Origin of the sequence: Methylobacterium sp. 2A (assembly GCF_009806555.1) — a bacterium.
In the GTDB taxonomy this organism is placed as follows: domain Bacteria; phylum Pseudomonadota; class Alphaproteobacteria; order Rhizobiales; family Beijerinckiaceae; genus Methylobacterium.
The window spans coordinates 47,157-67,713 of sequence record NZ_VUOK01000051.1; the positions used below are offsets into that span (position 1 = coordinate 47,157).

The window sequence follows — 20,557 nt, forward strand, 5'->3', positions numbered from 1 at the left end:
CGTGCCGGACACCATCACCCTGCTCAGGCGGCCGCCCTGCGCGCCCGAACTCGTGCCGGTGGCGAACGTCTGGCACGTCATGCGCGGCAACGGGCTCGGCGATCGGGTCTTCGCCCCCACGACGACATCGTCGATCTGGGCTGCCTGCCGGGAGGCGCCTGATCGACCACCTTGGAAGATCATGTCCCTCGGCCTGCGCATCCGGGCCTATCGGTCATGATCACCACCGATCGGTCGGAGTCAGGCCCCGATCGACCGCCGGGCGCAATTCCTGAACCTCCGGCCGCTGTGCGGGGTCTCGATGCCCAGGCCCGGCCACGCCGCGCCTGCGCCGGCCTTCCCCGGTGCGCCCCGCCGCTCGGGATGCCGGTTCGGAGGGCCGGCCGCACAGGAATTCGAGCCTCCGGACGCAGACAGACCGACCGGATTGCGGAGGCGGTTTCTCTCCGGCCGGGCCGCGGCCTCGTTCCTGCAAGCCTGCGGGTCGCCGGGTTCGGTGATCGCACCGGACCACCGCGAGCGGCCCTACGATGGCCGCCCGAGCAGAGTGGGAGTTGTCCGATGAAGCGGCGTACGCTGCTGCAGGGAGCCGGGGCCTTCATGGCGAGCGCTGTCGCGGCACCATCCCTGGTCCGTGCGGAGGCCGCCACGACCCTGCGCTTCATCCCGCAGCAGGATCTCGTCACGCTCGATCCGGTGACGACCTTTGCGTACATCACGCGCAACCACGGCTACATGGTGTTCGACACCCTCTACGGCATGGATGGCGCCTACCGCGCCACGCCGCAGATGGTCGAGGGTCACCGGATCGAGCAGGACGGGCGCCGCTGGGACCTGACCCTGCGCGACGGCCTGCGCTTCCACGACGGCACGCCGGTTCTCGCCCGCGACTGCGTCGCCTCCCTGCGGCGCTGGGCCAAGCGCGACCCGTTCGGCGGCTCGCTGATGGCGATGACGGACGAACTCTCGGCGCCCGATGACCGGACCATCCGGTTCCAGCTCAAGCAGCCGTTCCCGCTCCTGCCGATCGCGCTGGGCAAGGCCTCGGTGCCGGTCTGCGCCATGATGCCGGAGCGCCTCGCCGTCACCGACCCGTTCCAGCAGGTGCCCGAGCTGATCGGCTCGGGGCCGTTCCGCTTCAAGGCGGACGAGCGCGTGCCCGGCGACCGCACGGTCTATACCCGCTTCGAGGGCTACGTGCCCCGCAAGGGCGGGCCGCTCACCTGGACCTCGGGTCCGAAGGTCGTTCACTACGACCGGGTCGAGTGGCGCGTGATCGGCGACACCTCCACGGCGACCTCGGCGCTGGTCGCCGGCGAGGCCGATTGGCAGGAATACGCCTCGCACGACCAGCTCGGGCTGCTGAAGGCCGCGAAGGGCGTGACCACCCGCGTGCTCGACACGACGGGCTTCGTCACGATGCTGCGGGTCAATCACCTGCAGCCGCCCTTCAACAACCCGGCGATCCGGCGGGCGCTCTGGGGCGGGATCGACCAGACCGCCTGCATGCAGGGCGTCGTGGGCGTGGACGATCCCGGCCTGTTCCACGTGCCCCTCGGCTTCTTCTGCCCCGGCACCCCGATGGCCTCGACCGATGGGCTCGGGCCGCTCAACGGTCCGCGCGACCCGGATCGCGTGCGCGCCGACCTCAAGGCCGCCGGGTACAAGGGCGAGACGGTGCTGCTGATGGTGCCGTCGAACTCGGCGCCCCTGCTGGCCCTCGGTCAGGTCGCCGCCGACCTGCTGCAGCGGGTCGGCATGAATGTCGAGGTCTACGCGGTCGAGTTCAACGCGATGCTGCAAAGGCGCAACCGCAAGGGGCCGGTCTCCGAGGGCGGCTGGAGCGCCTTCGTCACCAACTGGTCCGGCATGGATTGGCTCAACCCCGCCGGCTACATCGCCCTGCGCGGTACCGGCGAGACCGGCTATGCCGGCTGGGCCACGACCCCGCGGATCGAATCCTTGCGCGACGCGTGGTTCACCGCCCCGGACGAGGCGGCCCGCGCCGCGCTCTGCCGGGACATCCAGCTCCAGGCGATGCAGGACGTGCCCTACTACCCGCTCGGCCAGTACCTGCAGCCGACCGCCTACCGCTCCGGCCTCACCGGGATCCTCGACGGATTCCCGACCTTCTGGAACGTGCGGCCCGCCTGAGGCGCCCGGGGCCTTACAAGCCCGGGAAGGTCGGCGGCGCGATGGCGTCGGGGCCGCGCCCGGCCCAATCGAGCTGCCGGATCTGCGCCAGCGCGCGGCCCTGCGCCTCCTCCAGGGCGGCAGACGCCGCCGCGTAGTCGATCGTCAGGGGGCGGCCGTCGCGCACGATCTCGCGGCCGCCGACGAAGACCTGCCGGACCGCGCGATCGCCGGCCGAGTAGATCAGCGACTGCACGGGATCGCGGCACGGGCGCATGGCCGGATGCGCGCAGTCCACGAGCACGAAATCGGCTTGGCAGCCCGGCTCCAGCCGGCCGATATCGGTGCGCCCGAGGGCCTTCGCGCCGCCCACCGTGGCGGCGTGGAACACGTCGGCCGCGCGGGTGTCGCGCGGGTTCTCGGCCACGACCCGGGCGAGATACGAGACGAGGCGCATCTCATCCAGCATGTTGTGCGGGTAGACATCGGTGCCGATGCCCATGTTGACGCCGGCCTTCAGGTAGCGGCCGAAATGGTGGAGCGCGATGCCGCGCCGGGCGAAGACCGTCGGGCAATGGGCGATTGTGGCGCCGCGCTCGGCCAGGCGCCGCATATCCGCGCCGGGGCTGTGCCAGTGGGTCCAGGGATGGTCGTCGAGGAAGATCCCGTGCCCGATGATGGTGCGCTCGGTGAGCACGCCGAGATCGTCGAGCCACTCGATCGGCGTCATCCCGGTGCGGCGGGTGATCTCGTGGAACTCCGACAGGGATTGCGCCGCGTGGGTGTGGAGGCGCAGGTCGCGCTCGACCGCTTCGCCATGGGCATCCCGCAGCAGCTCGGCCGTGCAGGTATCGACCTGCGCCGGGCAGAGCATGCCGAACAGGCGCCCGCTCGGATGGCGCTCCGCCGCCGCGATCTCGGTGAGCGCCTGCTCCAGGCCGCGATGGCCCGCCGCCTCGTCCCATTCGTAGTCCACGCTGTGGCCGTTCCGGGTGAGCCAGCGCCCGGAGCGGAATATCGGGGCGATGCAGACCCGCAGGCCCGACCCGCCGAGGAGATCGAGCCAGCCCGCGCTCGGCAGGGCGAGGTCGCAGACGGTGGTGACGCCCGACAGCGCGAGCTCCGCGAGCGCCACCCCGTAGGCCGCCCGCGTCCCCTCCGCGTCGGGGCGCAGGATCGGCAGGTATTCGTAGAGCGAGGTGTTGTAGAGGCGCTGGCTGCCGACCTCGTCCCACATGCCCTTGTTCATCGGCTCCGAGAACAGGTGCGTGTGGATGTCGACGAGGCCCGGCATGACCAGGCAGCCGGCGGCGTCGATGGTGCGGTCCGGCGGCGGCCCCGCGTAGCCCGGCCCGACATGGGTGAGGACGCCGTCGGCGAACACCACATCCGCGCCGGTCCGGTAGACGTGCCCGCCGCTGTCGGGGTCCCAGGCGACGACCCACCGGGCCCCCTGCACCAGGGTGACACCGGCCGTCCCGTCCGCTGCGCCGTCATGCATCGATCACCTCTCCCTTGGGTCGGTGGGGTGGGCAAGATCGGTGCCTTCCGGGTTGCACCGAGGACGGTCCGGCCCGGGTTTCGCATTGCGGCGGCCACGATCGTCGGCGGCAGGCCATCGCGCCGGTTCCGCAGGAGGCGGCATGCAACATCCCGACGCCGGCAGATCCGCGCGCATCCTGGTCATCAACCCGAATTCCTCCCCGGCCGTGACGGCCGCCATCGACGCGGCGCTGGACCCGCTGCGCCTCGCCGGCGGACCCGCCATCGCGGTAACGGACCTGCCCGAGGGGCCGACGAGCATCGGATCCCAGCAGGACGCCGATTCCGTGGTGATGCCGCTCGCCCGGCGCATCGCGGCGGAGACGGCCGATGCCTTCGTCATCGCCTGCTTCAGCGATCCGGGCCTGCACGCTGCCCGGGAGGTCGCCGGGGGCCGGCCCGTGATGGGCATCGCCGAATGGGGCCTCCTCCGCGCGCTCACCCTGGGCGAGCGCTTCGGCATCGTCGCCCTGTCGGAGGGCAGCGTGCGGCGCCAGCGCCGGATGGTCCGCCAGATGGGCCTCGGCGAGCGCTACGCCGGCAGCCGGCCGGTGGAGGCGCGGGCGGACGAGACCGCGGGCGCGGCCATCCGGGATCGCCTGATCGCGGCCGCGCGGATCCTGGTCGAGCGCGACGGGGCCGACGCCATCGTACTCGGCTGCGCCGGCATGGCGCCGCACCGGGCCGCGGTCGAGCGGGCTATCGGCCGGCCGGTCGTCGAGCCCTGTCAGCAGGCCGTGGCGGCCGCCCTCGGGGCGGTGCTGCTCCGGGCGGCCCCGTAGGGTGGACACGGCCATGCATTACGACCTCCTGATCCGCGGCGGCACCTGCGTCACCCCCTGGGGCACCGCGGCGATCGACCTCGGCATCCGCGACGGGCGCATCGCGGACCTCGCGACGCCGGCCGATGCCACCGCGGAGGCAACGATCGACGCTACGGGCCTGCACGTCCTGCCCGGCCTGATCGACAGCCACGTCCACCTGCGCGACCCCGGCGACCCGGCCGTGGAGACGCTCGAGACCGGCACGCGGGCCGCGGTGCTGGGCGGGATCGCCACCCTGTTCGACATGCCCAACACCGTCCCGCCGATCGCCGATATCGAACGCCTCACCTGGAAGCGCGACTACGTGGCAGGCCGGAGCTGGTGCGACATCGGCCTCTATGTGGCCGGCACGAAGGGCAACATCGATGCCCTTGCCGCGCTGGAGCGCGAGCCGGGGGTCTGCGCCGTCAAGGTCTTCGCGGGCAGCTCCACGGCGGCGCTGATGATCGAGGACGACGCCCATCTCGAGCGGGCGATGCGCGCGGGCCACCGGCGCATGGCCTTCCACAGCGAGGACGAGGACCGGCTTCAGGCCCGCAAGGCGCTGTTCAGCCGGGGCCAGCCCTACCGGACACACATGGAATGGCGCGACGAGGAATGCGCCTTCCTGGGCACCCGTCGGCTCATGGCGCTCGCCCGCAGGACCGGGCGGTCGACCCACATCCTGCACGTCTCGACGGCCGAGGAACTCGCCTATCTGCGCGATTTCCGCGACGTCGCCACCGTCGAGGTGCTGGTCAACCACCTCACCCAGGTCGCCCCGGACTGCTACGACACGCTGGGCGGATTCGGCGTGATGAACCCGCCGATCCGCGGCGAGCGGCATCGGGCGGCGGCCTGGGCGGCCGTGCGCGACGGGACCGTCGATACGATCGGGAGCGATCACGCGCCCCATGCGCGGGCGGCCAAGGAGCGGCCCTGGCCGGACTGCCCGGCCGGCCTCACCGGGGTCCAGACCCTGGTGCCGATCATGCTCGACCACGTGGCGGCCGGACGCCTGTCGCTGGCGCGCTTGGTCGACCTGATGGCGGCCGGGCCGGCCCGGGTCTACGGCCTGACGGCCAAGGGCCGGATCGCCGCCGGCTACGATGCCGACTTCACCCTCGTGGACCTGAAGGCGCGCCGCCGGATCGAGGAATCCTGGATCGTCTCGCCCTGCGGCTGGACGCCGTTCGCCGGCACCGAGGTCGTCGGCTGGCCCGTCGCCACGATCGTGCGCGGCCGCCCCGTGATGCGTGATGACACGGTGCTCGGCACGCCGATCGGCAGCCTCGCGCGCTTTTCCGCCTGAGGGGTGCCGGCCGTCAGGCGGGGCAGGTCTCCGCCACCAGCCACGCGGTGAGGATCGCCACCGCGTCGAGGAGATCGTCGATCGCCATGTCTTCGTCGGGGTTGTGGCTGCCGTTGGCGTTGCGCACGAACAGCATGGCCATCGGCACGCCGGCCTTGGCGAAGGCGGCCGCGTCGTGGGACGCCGGGCTGCCGAGGGGCCGGGTGGGGATGCCGAGCGCCGTCGCGGCCGCCGCGAGCCCGTCGCGGATCCGGGGACAGACCGCACCGATCCCCGCCTCGGCGCGCGATCCGAGCGCTACCGTGACGCCCCGGCGCTCCGTGACCTCCGCCACCGCCGCCAGGAACGCGGCCTCCAGCGCCGCCAGCACGTCGGGCGCGTAGGCCCGCATGTCCAGACTGAAGCGGAACGCGCCGGGGACGGTGGTCAGGCCATGGACCGCGGCATCGGTGTGGAACCGGCCGAAGGTGACGGCCATCGGGCAGCCCTCCGCCTCGCGCTCAGCCCAGACCCGGTCGAGGGCAAGCGCGATCTCCGCCCCCGCCATGGCGGCGTCGTGGCGGAAGCGGCGGGGTGTGCCGACATGATCGTGGCGCCCGACGATCCGGACGTCGGGATAGCGGATATTGCCCGGGATTCCGGTGCAGAGGCCGACCGGGATCCCGGCCTCCTCCAGGCTCGGTGCCTGCTCGATATGCACCTCCAGGAAGGCGTGGATCGCGGCGGCGTCGCGGGCGGGCGGGCCGCTGCGCAGCGCGTCGGGATCGCCGCCCGCCCGGGCGATGTGCGCGGCGAGGCTGAGGCCGCTGTCGATCCGGGCGGCATCGAGCGCCCCATCGGGCAGGGTTCCGAGGGCCGCGCGGCTGCCGATGTAGGAGACCTGGAACCAGACGCTCTCCTCGGCGCGGATGCCCATGACGACGATGTCGCGCTCCGGCGTCAGCCCCATGGCGCGGAGCGCCGCGACGGCGGCGAGGCTGGCCACCACCCCGGCGGCGCCGTCGAAATTGCCGCCGTGGGCCACGGTATCGAGATGCGATCCGATCAGGATCGGGGGCAGGCTCCCGTCCCGTCCGGGCAGCGTCATCGTGGTGTTGGCGGCCGCGTCCCGGTGGATCGCGAGGCCGAGATCGGCGGCGCAGCGCGCGGCCACGGCGTGGGCCTCGGTCTCCTCCGGGCTGTAGGAGGCCCGCGTGAACCCGGGATCCGTCCGTCCGCACCGGGCGAGGTCGTCGAACAAAGCCGCCACCCGGTCGCGTTGTGCGCGCACCGCCGTGCCGATCGCCGATACCCTGTCCATGCCGAGGCTCCCGGGGCGCGGCTCCGGGGCGGGCCGCGACGGCACCACCCTGCCACTCCCGTGCCATCCGCGCCGGAACGATCCTTGCCACGGGCCGGCCGGGCTCGCGCCGAGCCGCAGCGGAGGGGTCCGGATGGTGGACACGCGGCCGACGGTCAGGCTCGGGATGCTGACGCCGTCCTCGAACAGCGTTCTCGAACCGATGACGGCGTGCCTGCTGGCAGACCAGCCCGGGGTCACGGCCCATTTCGCGCGCCTGCGGGTGACGCAGATCGGGCTGTCGGGCGCCGCCCTCGGCCAGTTCGATCGGGCGCCGATGCTGGCCGCCGCCGAGCTGCTCGCCGATGCCCGCGTCGCCGCGATCCTGTGGAACGGCACGGCGGGTGCGTGGCTCGGCTTCGCGAACGATTCGGCCCTGTCCGACGCGATCACGCGACGGACAGGGATACCGGCCTCGACCTCGGCGCTCGCGTTCCGCGACCTGTTCCGGCGGCGCGGGATCCGGCGCGTCGGGCTGGTGACGCCCTATACGGGGGATGTCCAAGCGCGGATCCAGGCGAACTGGCTGGCCGACGGTCTCGACTGCTCGGCCGAGCGGCACCTCGGCCTGTCGGAGAATTTTGCCTTCGCGGAGGCCGACGCGGCCGAGATTGCCGGGATGGTCCGTGCCGTGGCGGCCGAGGGTGCCGAGGCCGCCGCCATCGTCTGCACGAACCTCGCGGGGGCCGCCCTCGCGCCCGCCCTGGAGGCGGAGCTCGGGATCCCGGTCTACGATTCCGTCTCCGTCAGCCTCTGGAAGGCGATGGACCTCGCCGGACGGGATCCCGCGGCGATCACCGGCTGGGGCAGCGTGTTCGCGCCGGTTTGAGCGATCCGCCTCAGGGATCGTCCGCGTCGCCCCGCTCGATCCAGCGTCGCAGCGCCGGCGCGAGGCCGGTGGCGGGCTTGGCCGGGGGCCGGGCGAAGCGGCCCGCGAAGGGCGGCCGCGTGCCGAGCCGGACCAGGGCCTGCGCCTGGCCGAGGGCGGCCGCCAGCGGATCGACCAGCGGCACCGGCACCGCGTCGGTGACCCGTGCGGCGAGTCCGGTGAGCGGGGCGCCGGCCAGGATCACCGCGTCGGCCCCATCCTCGGTGACGGCCTTGTTGGCGAGGGCGACGATCTCGGCCTCCAGCTCGTGCTGCACCTCCGTGACAGAGCGGAAGCCGGCCGAGACCGCCCGGACGCAGGCGCAGCGGGCCGACAGGCCAGCGAGGGCGACCGCATCCTCGTACCAGGGCACCAGCGTGGTCGAGAAGGTCACGATGCCGAAGCGCTGGCCGAGCTGGCAGGCGGTCAGCATCGCCGCCTCGGCCATGCCGACCACCGGCAGGTCGAACAGCTCCCGCGCCGCGATCAGCCCGGGATCGCCGAAGGCCGCGATCACGGCCGCGTCGTAGCCCACCTGATGGTCCGCCAGGGTCTCCAGCACCGCGGCCCCGGCAAGCTGCGCCTCCGCGCGGCTCGCGATGTAGGGCAGCCCCCGGGCGGCCGTGATCGCGGTGAGCGCCGCGTCGGGTGCGAGCAACGCCGCCGCGGCCGCCTCCATCCGGGCGGTCATGGCCGCCGATGTGTTCGGGTTGAGGAGAAGGAGCTTCACGCCTCAGACGCGCGAGCTCGGGCGGTAGAACGGTTCGTGCCGCGACGGGTCGATGTAGTCGGCGTAGAAGCGTTTCGCGTGCGGCAGCAAGGCCTTGGAGAGCTGGCGGCGCTCGACCTCGTCGTCCGAGAGCGCCCGCGACAGGTCGTCGTGGAGCGCCTTCAGGGCGGCGTCCCGGTCGACCCGGGTGAAGCGCCCGTCCGCGTAGAGCACCTCGCCCTCACACAGCACCGTGGTGACGCCGCCGGTCTTGGCCCGCTGGATCACCGCGTCGAGGAGCGGCGTCTCCGGGTCGAGGTAGGGGTAGGCGATCTGGTCCCAGTCGAGCAGGACGAGGTCGGCGCCCTTGCCCACCTCGATCGTGCCCAGGGTGTCGCCGTAGGGCGTGGTGCGGGCGCCGCCGATTGTCGCCATGCGCAGCACCTGAGCCATGCTCGGCACCTCGGCCTCGTCCATGCCGGGCACCCGGTGGGCGCGCAGCACGAGGCGCATTTCCTGCAGCATGTCGCGGTCGTCGTTGATGCCGGCCTCGTCGAGGCCGATCGCCGTGTTGACCCCCTTGGCCTCGAACCGGTTGAGCGCCGCCACGCCGGAGCGCAGCCGGAAGTTCGAGGAACAGTTGTGGCAGATGCAGGTGCCGGTCGCGGCGACCCGGTCGATGTCGGCTTCGTTGAGCCAGACCCCGTGGCCGAGCGTCAGGCGGGACCCGAGCATGCCGAACCGGTCGAGATACTCGAGGGCGGTCCCCCCGCCGCGCTTCTCCGCGTAGGCCTTCTGGTAGGCGGTCTCGACGAGGTGCATGTGCATCGGCACGTCGTAGGATTCGGACAGGCCGGCCAGCCCTTCAAGGGCCGCGTCGGAGCACCAGTGCAGGTTGGCGGGCGCGAGCTGGATCTTGGCCCGGCTGGCGCCTTCCTGGCCACTATGCAGGCTGCGGAACAGGGAGAAATTGTCCTCCAGGGACATCTGGAAGCGCTCGAACCAGCGCTTCATCGGGTCCTGCAGCGGCGCCGGCAGGCTCGCCACGAAGTCCATGTCCGCTTGGTAGACGAGGCGGTTCTGGTCGCGGACCGCGAAGCAGTACGAGACGCGCATGCCGATGTCGCGATAGGCGCGCAGCACCTCGTTGGAGCGCGCCTCGACCTCCTGCAGGCTGCCGGGCATCCAGCCGTGGATATGCTGGACCGTGGTGATCCCGGAGCCGACCATCTCGAAGGCCGAGTACAGGGTGTCGAGGTAGAGGTTCAGGTTGCGCGCCACCATGCGGGTGACGAACCACAGCTCCAGGGGCATGTCGGGGGAGCCGAGCTGCACCGGCGTCAGGCCGACATGGTGGTGGCCGTTGACGAAGCCCGGCAGCAGGATCTCCCGGCCGGAGCCGATCACGGGGGCGTCGGGGTAGCGGGCATGCAGGTCCGCATAGGTGCCGACCGCCGCGATGATTCCGTCCTTCTGGAGCACCGCGCCGTCGGCGATCTCCTCCCAGCGATCGTGGTCGAGGGTGCGGGTGATCATCCGCCGGCTGCGGATCAGCGATGTGGCCATGGTCGTGTCCGTATTGGGGGAGGGGTCAGACGAGCGCTTCCTGCTCGGCGAAGGCCCGGTCGACCTCGTCGCGCAGAAGCTCGGTGAGATGCCGCCGCATCGCCTCGGCCCCGGGGGAGAACGGGTCGCGCGGGCGGGCAAGGTCGTTGCGCACGATCGTCTTGATCCGCCCCGGCCTCGCGGTGAACACCACCACCCGGTCGGCGAGCGCCACCGCCTCGTCGATGTGGTGGGTCACGAACAGCACCGAGGCGCCGCTGTCGCGCCAGACGTCGAGCAGGAAGTCCTGCATCTTCTGGCGGGTCTGGACGTCGAGCGCCGCGAAGGGCTCGTCCATCAGCAGGACCTTCGGGCGCATGGCCAGCGCCCGGGCCACCGCCACCCGCTGACGCATGCCGCCGGACAATTCGTCCGGCCGCTTGTCGAAGGCCTCGGCGAGGCCGACGCGCTGGAGCGCCGTGCGGGCGATGCTCCGGCGCTCGGCCTCGGGCACGCCCTTCAGCGACAGGCCGAAGCTGACATTCTGCCAGACGCTGAGCCAGGGCAGCAGCGAGGTTTCCTGGAAGATCAGGCTGCGCTCCGGTGACGGGCCGGTGACCGGCGCGCCGAAGGCCAGGAGTTCCCCCCCGGAGACGGCCTCAAGCCCGGCGATCAGGTAGAGCAGCGTGCTCTTCCCGCAGCCCGAGGGGCCGAGGAACACCACGAACTCGCCGGGGCCCACGGTGAGGTCGATGTCGCGGAGCGCCTCGTGGGCGCGGGCGGTGCCGGCCGCCCAGACCTTGGCGACGCCGCGGCAGGAGATGGCTTCAGAGGCCAAGGGAGGACCCCGCATCGCGCGGCAGCCAGTAGAGCATCCGCCGCTGGACCAGCCGGAACAGCAGGTCGAAGGCGAAGCCGAGCAGGCCGATCAACGTGATGGTGAAGAACACGAGCGACGGGTTGAAGGTGTTGCGCGCCAGCATGATCACCTGGCCGAGCCCGTAGCCGACGCCGGTCGCCTCCGCGACGAGCACCACCATCCAGGCGCCGAACAGATTGAGGCGCAGCACCGCGAGCAGCCCCGGCAGGATCGCCGGCACGATCACCCGCGCGTAGATCTGGCGCTTCGATGCCCCCATGGTCCGGGCGACGTTGATGTAGTTCCGGTTGACGCCGTCGATCTGGTGGATGGTCGAGAGCACCATCGTGAAGAACAGGGCGATGAACACCATGAAGATGGCGGGCGCGTTGCCGATCCCGAACATGAAGATCGCCACCGGCAGCCACGCGATCGGCGAGACCGGCGCCAGCAGCGTGATGGTCGGCAGGGTCAGCCGCTCGACCAGCACGACGTAGCGGATCGCCACGCCGACCAGGATCGAGAGGGTCGCGGCGAGGGCCAGACCCGCCAGCACCCGGCCGGTGGAGGCGAGCACCGTGATCAGCACCGCCATTGCGGGGCTCGGGCCGGCATTCATCCCGGTGCCGATCTGCCAGCGCTGCGCGGTGTTGAAGAAGCGCGCCTGCTCGACGAGGTTGCCGAGGAAGATGTGCGGGGGCGGCAGGAGCTTGGCATCGGCGATGCCGAACGCCCAGAGCAGCTCCCAGAGACTGGCGAAGCAGCCGACCGAGACCAGCATCCAGCCGGTCCGTTGCAGGAGCGGGACGAACCCGTCGGGCAGCGCGAGGCGCTGACCGAACGGAAGGCGCGGCCGGATGTGCGGGACGGCGGCGCGGGCGAGATCCACGGCCATCCGCTCAAGCCGACTTCAGCTTGAGCTTGCCGTAGAGGTCCGGGTTCTCGGCGATGACCTGTTCCAGCAGGGTCCAGTCGATCGCGTCGCGGCCGGGCTTCTTCTTGATGTAGCCCATCTCGGCCACGGAATCGGTCCGGTCGAGGATGAACTGCGTCTGGTTGCGGGCGTCCACCACCGAGGGCTGCCGGCCCATGGCGAGCTGGGCGTTGCTCATCGAGGTCTTGTAATAGGAGCCGACGAGCTTGTTCAGGGCGGCCTGCGGATCGCTCTCCGCCAGGGCCTGGGCCTTCATCATCCCCTTGATCAGGGCCTTCACGGCGGCCGGGTTTTTGGCGATCAGCTCGTTGCGGACCGCCAGCACGCAGTCGGTGTAGCCCTTGCCGTAGATGTCGGTGCCGTCGGAGAGTTTGACCGCGCCCTTCACGTCGGTGAGGAGCGCCGTGCCGTAGGGCTCGATCGTCGAGATGATGTCGAGCGCTCCGGCGCGGAACGCCTCCACGGCCTCCGGGGTCGAGCCCATGTAGCGGACGGTGATGTCCTTGAAGGCGACGCCGTTCTTCTTCAGCCAATCGTAGGGCAGGACTTCCAGCGTATCGAGCTGGAAGGTGCCGAGCGTCTTGCCCTTGAGCTTCTCCGGACTGTCGAGGCCGGGCTGGGCCACGAGCACGCAGCCCTCGATGCCGCCGCCGGCCACGATCTTCACCGGGGCGCCGGCATCGTAGAGCGCCATGAAACTCGTATAGGGCATCACGCCGGCATCGACCTGCCCCATGCCGAGGAAGGTGACCTGATCCGAGAAGGTCGGGGTGTTGACGAAATCGATGGTCAGGCCGTCATCCTTGGCGAGCTGCATCGCCTCGGCCAGGAAGAAGTTCAGGTTGCAAAAGCCGGTCCCGTGGGTCGCCCGGATGTCGGTGGCGGCCGCGGCCCGGCCGATCATGCCGGGTCCCACCGCGAAGGTCAGGGCGGCGGCGGTGCCGCCGAGGAAGCGCCTGCGGCTCGGCTTGAACCGCGAGAAGTCGGGAACACGATAATCGCCGTGACGGTCGCACATATCGGCTCTCCTCAGGAGGCGGATGTCGGGGGCTCTCGGACGGTGCGTGTCGGCCTGAGCCGGACGCGCGAAGATCTTGGGCTCGGGACAGGGTCCAAGCGGTCGATGAGTCCGCTCTCCCGGCACCTCAGTGTTTCGACGGCACGCCAACCTGTAGCCGCCGCCGGGGGCGACGCTGCGCTGGCGGCAATCTCACAAGAAGCGTGCCACCTGACGGCGCGACGTACGGTCGAGCGGCTCCCGCGGCTCAACCCAGCGCAGGTTGTGCCAAGCAGCGCCGTCCCCGGGCAAACGGTCAGACACGTATCCGAAGCGTCAATTTTGACGTTTTTGGCTGAAGACCGCCCATCACGCGCACAAGTGCTGTCAATACGCGCAACGCCCACGCGGACCTGCAGTCTCTTTGACCTTTCCGTCCCCCGGACGGCGGCCGACAATCGCTTCGTCCTAGGCAGGAGCTTCGGGGTCGATGACGCATCTCACGCGGCGCAGCTTCGTCGGTTCGGCGGCGCTGCTGGCTGCTCCCGCCCTCATCCGGCCGGCCTTCGCGGCCGACACCGTCAAGCTCGGCTGCCTGTTCTCGTCCTCGGGCACGATGGCCAATCTCGAGGGCCGGCTGAACCACGTGGTCCGCATGGCCGCCGACGCGATCAACGGCCGCGGCGGCGTCAACGGCCGCCAGATCGAGGTGGTGACCTCCGACCCCGCCTCGGACTGGCCGCTCTACGCGCAGATCGGTCGGCAGATGCTCCAGCAGGAGAAGGTCGCGGCCCTGTTCGGCTGCTGGACCTCCGTGTCGCGCAAGTCGGTGCTGCCGGTGGTCGAGCAGAATGACGGACTGCTGTTCTACCCGCTCCACTTCGAGGGCGACGAGAACTCCAAGAACGTCGTCTACGTGAACTCGCCGCCCGCGAGTTCCGTGCTGCCGGCGGTCGATTACCTGATGGGCCCGGACGGGGTCGGGGCGAAGCGCTTCTTCATGATCGGCTCGGACTACGTCTGGCCGCGCACGATCAACAAGCAGCTCAAGGGCTACTGGACGGGCAAGGGCATCCCGGAGACCGCGTGGCGCGAGGAATACGTGCCGTTCGGCTTCTCGAACTTCCAGACGCTGGTGAATCAGGTCCGCAGCTTCGCCAGCCAGCCCGGCGGCCAGCCGATCGTGGTGCTCACCGTCGTGGGCTCCTCGATCCCCGACTTCCTGCGCGAATTCGCCAACCAGGGCATCAGCGCCACCGACGTGCCGATCCTCGGCCTCGACATGGTGGAGGCCGATCTCGAAGGGCTCGATACCGGAAAGCTCGTCGGCCACCTGAACTGCTGGGCCTATCTCCAGGCCGCCAAGGGCGAGCGCAACCAGAAATTCCTCGCCGACTGGGCCGCCTACGTGAAGGCCAAGAACGTCCCGTTCAGCGCCGACACGGTGATCGACCCGATGGTCTCGGCCTATGACAGCGTCAACCTCTGGGCGCTCGCCGCCGCCAAGGCCGGGTCCTTCGCGGTGCCGGAGGTGCGCAAGGCCTTCGCGGGGCTGAGCTTCGACGACCCGTCCGGCTACACGCTGACCATGACGGGGGAGAACAATTACGTCTCCCGCGGCGTGTTCATCGGCTCGGTCAACGAGAAGCGCGGCTTCGACGTGCTCTGGCAATCCCCGAACGCCCCGAAGCCGGTCCCGTTCAGCCCCTATGGCTGATCCGCTCCGCGCGATCCTGACCTTCTGCTGTCTGGGGCTGCTGACGGCCCCGGCCTGGGCCGTGCCCCTCGACCGGACGCGCTTCGCGGCGGATCTCTGCGGGGACGGCGCCGCACAGGTCCGCGGGGCCGAGGGCCTCGTGCAGGCCGGCGGCGACCTACCGGTGGCGGATCTCACCTTCGCCGGCGGACTCCTCGGCGCGCTGGCCGAGCGCCGCCTGGCCTGCCCGGCGGACGGCGCCCTCCTGCTCGACCGCCCGGGCGCGGCCGAAGGGCACGATGCGCTCACCGGCGCGCTCAGGCCGGCCGCCGAGGCGCGCGCGCCGGTCCTCGGCCTGCGCCAGCGCGCCGCCGTCGAGACCGCGCGGGGCGTCGTCGCGCTGCTGACCGGCCCGGATCCGGCCGCCCGCGGAGCCGGTCTGTCGGTCGTGGAGCGCCGCATCGCCACCGTCCCGGCTTCGGTCCTCGACCGCGCGCAGGATGCGGAGGCGGATGCTGCGCTGAAAGCGGCGATCGCCGGCCTCGCCCAGGCCGCCGCCCTGTCGTCGCCCGATCCGGCCCGGCGCCGCGCGGCCATCGTGGCCGTGGCGGCGAGCCCGTCGGGGGCCGCAGAGGCGCGGCTCACGGCGCTGAAGAGCGATCCGGCCTATGCCGCCGACCCGGCCTTCCGGACAGCCCTCGATGCGGGGCTCAGCCGGGTCTCCCGCGCGGTCGCGGTCGGCGACGGGCTCGCGGTGCTCTACAACGGCCTGAGCTTCGCCAGCATCCTGTTCATGGCGGCGGCCGGGCTCGCGATCATCTTCGGGCTGATGGGCGTGATCAACCTCGCCCAGGGCGAGTTCATCATGCTCGGCGCCTACGCCACCTACGGCGTGCAGGAGGCCTTCCGGCGCTTCGCTCCCGGTCTGCTCGACCTCTACCTCGTGGCGGCGATCCCGGTGGCCTTCGGGGCGGTCGCCCTGGTGGGGATCGTGGTCGAGGCGCTGATCCTGCGCCACCTCTATAGGCGGCCGCTCACGAGCCTGCTCGCCACCTGGGCGGTGAGCCTGTTCCTCGTGAACCTCGTGCGCGTCACGGTCGGCACGCAGAACCTGCAATTCGTCATGCCGGGCTATGTGAGCGGCGGCGTGCCGCTCTACGCCGACTTCGTCGTCACCTGGAACCGCCTCTTCGCCATCGCCTTCGCGGCGGCGACCCTCGTGCTGACGCTCCTGATCCTGCGCCGCACGCCGCTCGGGCTCGACATCCGCGCCGTGACCCAGAACCGCGACATGGCGGCCTGCCTCGGCCTGCCGACCCGCCGGATCGACCGCCTCGCCTTCGGGCTGGGATCGGGCCTGGCCGGCCTCGCCGGGGTGGCGCTCTGCCCGATCTACAGCGTCAATCCCGGCATGGGCTCGGGCTTCATCGTCGACAGCTTCATGGTCGTGGTGCTGGGCGGCGTCGGCAGCCTCATCGGGACGCTGGTGGCGGCCCTGGGCGTCGGCGGCGCCAACGTGCTGATCGAGCCGATCTCCGGCGCGGTCGCCGCCAAGGTGATCGTGCTGGTCGGCATCATCCTGTTCCTGCAGCGCCGGCCGGAGGGGCTGTTCGCGGTGCGGCGGCGGCGATGAGCGGCGGCGTGCAGACCGCCATCCCCGTCCCCATCGGACCGGCCCGCCGCGCCGTGCGGGACCCGCTGGTCGCCGGGCTCGTCGGGCTCTGCCTCGCCGCCGCGGCGGGGCTCCTCGCGGCACCGCCCGCGCCGTATCTCGTCAACGCGCTGGGCCAGCTCGCCGCCTTCGCGATCCTGGCCGTGTCCCTCGATCTGGTCTGGGGCTATCTCGGGATCCTCAGCCTGGGGCACGGCCTGTTCTTCGCCATCGGCGGCTATGTCTGCGCCATGCACCTGCTGGCCCACGGCGTCGCCGCGACCGGCGTGCTGCCGGACTTCGTGCAGTTCATGGGCTGGAAGAGCCTGCCGGCCTATTGGGCGGGCCTCGAGCATGCGCCCTATGCCTTCGTGCTGGCGCTGGCGCTCGCCGGCCTCGTGGCCTTCGTGTTCGGGCTCGCCTCGTTCCGCTCGCGGGTCAACGGCGTCTACTTCTCGATCATCAGCCAGGCGCTCGTCTACGTCGCGATGCTGCTGATGTACCGCAACGACACCGGGCTCGGCGGCAATAACGGCATGACCGGCTTCCCGCTGCTGTTCGGCTGGCCGATGGGTTCGCCCGGCGTGGTCAGCGGCCTTGCGGTCGCGGCGCTGCTGGCGCTGGCCGCGGTGCTTGCCGGCACGCGGCTCCTCGTCGGCAGCGCCGTGGGGCGGCGGATGCTCGCCTGCCGCGACGACGAGACCCGCCTGCGCACGCTGGGCTACAGCACCACCCGGCTGAAGCTCGGGATCTGGTGCCTCTCGGCCATGATCGCGGCGCTTGCCGGCATCCTCTACGTGCCGCAGGTCGGCATCATCAACCCGCGGGTGCTGGCGCCCGACCTGTCCATCGAGATCGCCGTCTGGGTGGCGATCGGCGGGCTGGGGCGGCTCGGCGGGGCGGTGATCGGCGCGATCCTCGTCAACGGCCTGAAGTTCTGGCTGAGCGCCGCGATGCCGGAGGCGTGGCCCTTCATCCTGTCGGGGCTGGTGCTCCTCGTGGTGCTGGTCCTGCCGAACGGGCTCCTCGACCTCGTGGCCCTGCGCCCGCGCCCGACCTGGCTGCGGGGCGCCCGATGACCGCCCTGGTGGTCGATGCCCTGACGGTCGCCTTCGGCCGCTTCACGGCGCTGGATTCCGTCTCGCTCGCGGTCGATCCCGGCGAGGTGCGCGCCGTGATCGGCCCGAACGGGGCTGGCAAGACCACGCTGCTCGACGTGATCTCCGGCGTCACCAAGCCGGTCTCCGGGCGGGTGATGCTCGGCGATCATATCGACCTGACGCAGCGCTCCGAGGCCGAGATCGCCCGGGCCGGCGTGCGGCGCAAGTTCCAGAAGCCCAGCGTCTTCCCGGCGCTCACCGTGCGGGAGAATCTGGAGATCGGCTGCGGACCCGCGCTGCCGGCCCGCGACCGCCCGGCCCGCATCGCCGCCGTGCTCGGCGAAATCGGCCTCGCCCCCCGCGTCGAGGCCCCGGCCGGCAGCCTCGCGCACGGCGAGAAGCAGTGGCTGGAGATCGGCATGGTGCTGGCCGCCGAGCCGGCGCTGCTCCTCCTCGACGAGCCCGTGGCCGGCCTCTCCGACGCCGAGACCGCCCAGACCGCCGCGCTGATCCGGCGCCTGCGCCGGCCGAACCGGGCGATCCTGGTGATCGAGCACGATATGGGCTTCGTCGAGGCCATCGCCGACCGGGTGACGGTGCTGCACGAGGGCCGGACCCTCTACGAGGGCAGCATGGCGGGTGCCCGGGGCGATGCCCGGGTGATCGAGGTCTTCCTCGGCCGATGACGCGAGCTTGCGCATCTCCGCCCGCACGCCTCGCCGTCGAGGGGCTCGACCAGCATTACGGCAGCGCGCAGGTGCTGCGCGGGGTCGCCCTCGCGGCCGAGCCCGGGGCCTGCCTCGCCGTGCTCGGCCGCAACGGTGCCGGCAAGACCACGCTGCTGCGCTGCCTCGCCGGCCTGATCCCGGAAAGCCGCGGCCGCATCACCCTCGACGCGACCGACCTGACGCGCCTGTCTCCCGACCGGCGCGCCCGCGCAGGCCTCGCCTCCGTGCCGCAGGGCCGCGAGATCTTCTCGGATCTCACCGTCGCCGAGAACCTGCGGGTGGCGGCCCGGGCGCATGGGCTGGAGCGGACCGGGGCGGTCGACGAGGCGGTCGCCCTGTTCCCGGCGCTGCGCGGGCTCTGGCACCGCCCCGGGGGCAACCTCTCGGGCGGCCAGCAGCAGCAGCTCGCCATCGCGCGGGCGCTGGCGACGCGGCCCCGCGCCCTGCTGCTCGACGAGCCGACCGAGGGAATCCAGCCCTCGATCGTCGCCGCCATCGAGGCGGTGATCGCCGGGCTGAAGGGCCGGGTCACCGTGCTGCTGGTGGAGCAGTATCTCGATTTCGCCCTCCGGGTCGCCGACACCGTGGTGGTGCTGTCGCGCGGCAGCGTCGTCGCGCGCGGCGATCCCGGGGCGCTGAGCCACGAAGCCCTGACCCGTCACATCGCCGTCTGACATCCGCAAAGGAGCCGCCGTGCCCACCCATCATGAGATCCCCGCCACGCCCGAGACGATGGTGCTCGGCTATTTCGACGCCGCCCTGCCGCCGGTGCTGACGGTGCAATCGGGCGACACCGTCACCCTGCACTCGCACCCGGCGGGCGGGCGCGAGTCGCTCCACCCCGACCCGGCCCGGGTGCCGGCCGACCTGCTCCACGCCCTCGACACGCTGGAGCGCGGCCCCGGCCCGCACTTCGTCACCGGACCGGTCCACGTGGCGGGCGCCGAGCCCGGCGACATGCTGCAGGTCGACATCCTCGACCTGAAGTTCCGCCTCGACTGGGGTTTTGTCGCGATCCTGCCGCTGCTCGGCACCCTGCCGGACGAGTTCACCGAGTACGAGACCGTCCACGCCGACATCGACACCGCACGCGGGATCTGCCGCCTGCCCTGGGGCACGGAGCTGCCGCTCGATCCGTTCTTCGGCATCCTGGGGACCGCCCCGCCGGCCGCCTGGGGCCGGGTCGGCACGCCCGTGCCCCGGGCCTTCGGCGGCAACATGGACAACAAGGAGATGCGGGTCGGCACGAGCCTCTACCTGCCGGTGTTCAACCCCGGCGGCGGCTTCTATGCGGGCGACGGCCACGGCGTGCAGGGTGACGGCGAGGTCTGCATCACCGCGCTGGAGACCGGCCTGACCGGCACGTTCCGGCTCACGGTGCGCAAGGACCTCCCCGGCGCGTGGCCCTTCGCCGAGACCCCCACCGACCTGATGTCGATCGGCCTGCACGAGAGCCTCGACGAAGCGATGCGCCAGGCCGTGCGCGAGATGGTGCGCCTCGTCTGCGCCCGGACCAGCCTCACCCGCAACCAGGCCTACATGCTCTGCTCGCTCGCCGGGAACCTGCGGATCACCCAGACGGTGGACGGCAACAAGGGCGTGCACATGCTGATGCCCAAGTCGGCCCTCGCATCGGCGTCCTCCGGGTCGGTCTGAGGCAGGGACGACGCGGTTCCGGGGCCTCAGTTCGCGCTTCGCCCGAAGGCGAACCGGCCGACGCAGGCCTCGGCGCCGCGATGGCGCGGCCCCGGACGCGCGACCGCCTGCCCGGTCTGGACCGGCCGCGCCGGCTCCGCCCGCGGGGATTGCACGAGCAGGGCTGCCCGGAGCCGCTGCACCTCCGCCCGGAGGCCGGCATTCTCCCGCTCGACCCGATCGAGCCGGACCACGCCGGCGGGCTTCAGCCCGCCGAGCCGCCGCCGCCAGCGGTAGAAGGTGCCGAGCGAGACATGGGCGCTCGCGCAGATCTCGGCGATCGATATGCCCCGCGAGGCCTCGTCCAGCAGGAAGGCGATCTCCTCATCCGTGTGCAGGGATCGACGCATACTGGATCTCCCGGTTCTGCAGCCTTGAATGAACCCCTGAGGCGAAGGGCGAGCAAGAAGCGGACCGGCGACGACACGCCAATCGAGACGTTTCCATGTGCCGGCGCCCATGATCCGGGCGGGCGAGGCCGCTTCGCGCAAGCGGCGCCCGACGCTCTGATTGCACGCGGGATCTGCGTATGAGGGACATCCCCGCGGCCAACACAGGCGCAATGCTTGCTAGGGTGTGAACCGAACCAAGCTATTGCAAGGTTTGTGGTTTTGTGATTCCAGGCGGCCGTTTTGCGGCCTGGAGG

At 71.6% G+C, this 20,557-nt stretch carries 19 protein-coding genes; 11 read left to right on the forward strand and 8 right to left on the reverse strand.

Features of this window, described 5'->3' with window-relative positions; genetic code table 11:
- The first annotated feature begins 1 nt into the window (after position 1).
- Both FVE89_RS22725 and FVE89_RS22730 read left to right on the forward strand, forming a co-directional pair.
- Positions 2-220: a hypothetical protein gene (locus FVE89_RS22725; protein WP_160536541.1), complete on the forward strand. Its 219-nt coding sequence runs from the start codon at positions 2-4 to the stop codon at positions 218-220.
- Positions 221-561: 341 nt separating this feature from the next.
- Positions 562-2,154 carry an ABC transporter substrate-binding protein gene (locus FVE89_RS22730; RefSeq protein ID WP_160536542.1) on the forward strand — a complete coding sequence of 531 codons (1,593 nt, stop codon included), beginning with the start codon at positions 562-564 and terminating at the stop codon, positions 2,152-2,154.
- A 13-nt stretch (positions 2,155-2,167) separates the two neighbouring features.
- Here FVE89_RS22730 and FVE89_RS22735 read toward each other — a convergent pair whose 3' ends face one another.
- Positions 2,168-3,634, reverse strand: coding sequence for an amidohydrolase family protein (locus FVE89_RS22735; RefSeq protein ID WP_160536543.1), 1,467 nt, complete (start codon positions 3,632-3,634; stop codon positions 2,168-2,170).
- 142 nt (positions 3,635-3,776) lie between these two features.
- Here FVE89_RS22735 and FVE89_RS22740 point away from each other — a divergent pair, with 142 nt between their 5' ends.
- Positions 3,777-4,457 carry an aspartate/glutamate racemase family protein gene (locus tag FVE89_RS22740; protein WP_160536544.1) on the forward strand — a complete coding sequence of 227 codons (681 nt, stop codon included), beginning with the start codon at positions 3,777-3,779 and terminating at the stop codon, positions 4,455-4,457.
- A 13-nt stretch (positions 4,458-4,470) separates the two neighbouring features.
- Positions 4,471-5,790: a dihydroorotase gene (locus tag FVE89_RS22745; protein WP_160536545.1), complete on the forward strand. Its 1,320-nt coding sequence runs from the start codon at positions 4,471-4,473 to the stop codon at positions 5,788-5,790.
- 13 nt (positions 5,791-5,803) lie between these two features.
- Here the strand turns inward: FVE89_RS22745 and FVE89_RS22750 are convergent, their stop codons facing one another.
- Entirely contained in the window at positions 5,804-7,090 is a 1,287-nt protein-coding gene (locus FVE89_RS22750) for a hydantoinase/carbamoylase family amidase (RefSeq protein ID WP_160536546.1), read from the reverse strand.
- A gap of 133 nt (positions 7,091-7,223) precedes the next feature.
- On the opposite strand from FVE89_RS22750, the gene FVE89_RS22755 reads away from it, so the two are divergent.
- The gene (locus FVE89_RS22755; RefSeq protein WP_160536547.1) at positions 7,224-7,958 is read left to right on the forward strand and encodes an aspartate/glutamate racemase family protein; all 735 of its coding nucleotides are present in this window, start codon (positions 7,224-7,226) and stop codon (positions 7,956-7,958) included.
- 10 nt (positions 7,959-7,968) lie between these two features.
- Here FVE89_RS22755 and FVE89_RS22760 read toward each other — a convergent pair whose 3' ends face one another.
- From FVE89_RS22760 to FVE89_RS22780, 5 genes are read right to left on the reverse strand one after another with little or no spacing between them, the layout of a single operon-like run.
- Positions 7,969-8,727 carry an aspartate/glutamate racemase family protein gene (locus FVE89_RS22760; protein ID WP_160536548.1) on the reverse strand — a complete coding sequence of 253 codons (759 nt, stop codon included), beginning with the start codon at positions 8,725-8,727 and terminating at the stop codon, positions 7,969-7,971.
- A 3-nt stretch (positions 8,728-8,730) separates the two neighbouring features.
- Complete coding sequence (locus tag FVE89_RS22765) at positions 8,731-10,272, reverse strand: amidohydrolase family protein (RefSeq protein ID WP_160536549.1); 1,542 nt, start codon at positions 10,270-10,272, stop codon at positions 8,731-8,733.
- 25 nt (positions 10,273-10,297) lie between these two features.
- Entirely contained in the window at positions 10,298-11,104 is an 807-nt protein-coding gene (locus FVE89_RS22770; protein ID WP_160536550.1) for an ABC transporter ATP-binding protein, read from the reverse strand.
- Entirely contained in the window at positions 11,079-12,005 is a 927-nt protein-coding gene (locus FVE89_RS22775; RefSeq protein ID WP_160536551.1) for an ABC transporter permease, read from the reverse strand. Before FVE89_RS22775 ends, FVE89_RS22770 begins: the two co-directional genes overlap by 26 nt.
- A 4-nt stretch (positions 12,006-12,009) precedes the next feature.
- The gene (locus tag FVE89_RS22780) at positions 12,010-13,062 is read right to left on the reverse strand and encodes an ABC transporter substrate-binding protein (RefSeq protein WP_160536552.1); all 1,053 of its coding nucleotides are present in this window, start codon (positions 13,060-13,062) and stop codon (positions 12,010-12,012) included.
- 469 nt (positions 13,063-13,531) lie between these two features.
- Here FVE89_RS22780 and FVE89_RS22785 point away from each other — a divergent pair, with 469 nt between their 5' ends.
- The 6 genes from FVE89_RS22785 to FVE89_RS22810 are packed head-to-tail and all read left to right on the forward strand — an operon-like array spanning position 13,532 to position 19,872.
- Positions 13,532-14,758 (forward strand): transporter substrate-binding protein, encoded by a 1,227-nt coding sequence (locus FVE89_RS22785; protein ID WP_160536553.1) that lies wholly within the window; start codon positions 13,532-13,534, stop codon positions 14,756-14,758.
- A complete protein-coding gene (urtB, locus tag FVE89_RS22790) occupies positions 14,751-16,370 on the forward strand; it encodes an urea ABC transporter permease subunit UrtB (protein WP_160536554.1) in 1,620 nt (539 codons plus the stop codon). Before FVE89_RS22785 ends, urtB begins: the two co-directional genes overlap by 8 nt.
- Positions 16,367-17,467 (forward strand): urea ABC transporter permease subunit UrtC, encoded by a 1,101-nt coding sequence (gene urtC, locus FVE89_RS22795; protein ID WP_160536555.1) that lies wholly within the window; start codon positions 16,367-16,369, stop codon positions 17,465-17,467. The genes urtB and urtC overlap by 4 nt, the downstream gene beginning before the upstream one ends.
- Positions 17,464-18,174, forward strand: coding sequence for an ATP-binding cassette domain-containing protein (locus FVE89_RS22800; protein WP_160536556.1), 711 nt, complete (start codon positions 17,464-17,466; stop codon positions 18,172-18,174). Before urtC ends, FVE89_RS22800 begins: the two co-directional genes overlap by 4 nt.
- Positions 18,171-18,890: an ATP-binding cassette domain-containing protein gene (locus tag FVE89_RS22805; RefSeq protein WP_160536557.1), complete on the forward strand. Its 720-nt coding sequence runs from the start codon at positions 18,171-18,173 to the stop codon at positions 18,888-18,890. The genes FVE89_RS22800 and FVE89_RS22805 overlap by 4 nt, the downstream gene beginning before the upstream one ends.
- Positions 18,891-18,909: 19 nt before the next feature.
- Entirely contained in the window at positions 18,910-19,872 is a 963-nt protein-coding gene (locus FVE89_RS22810; protein WP_342390026.1) for an acetamidase/formamidase family protein, read from the forward strand.
- A gap of 26 nt (positions 19,873-19,898) precedes the next feature.
- On the opposite strand, the gene FVE89_RS22815 is transcribed toward FVE89_RS22810, so the two are convergent.
- Entirely contained in the window at positions 19,899-20,261 is a 363-nt protein-coding gene (locus FVE89_RS22815) for a transposase (protein WP_160536558.1), read from the reverse strand.
- Positions 20,262-20,557 lie beyond the last annotated feature (296 nt).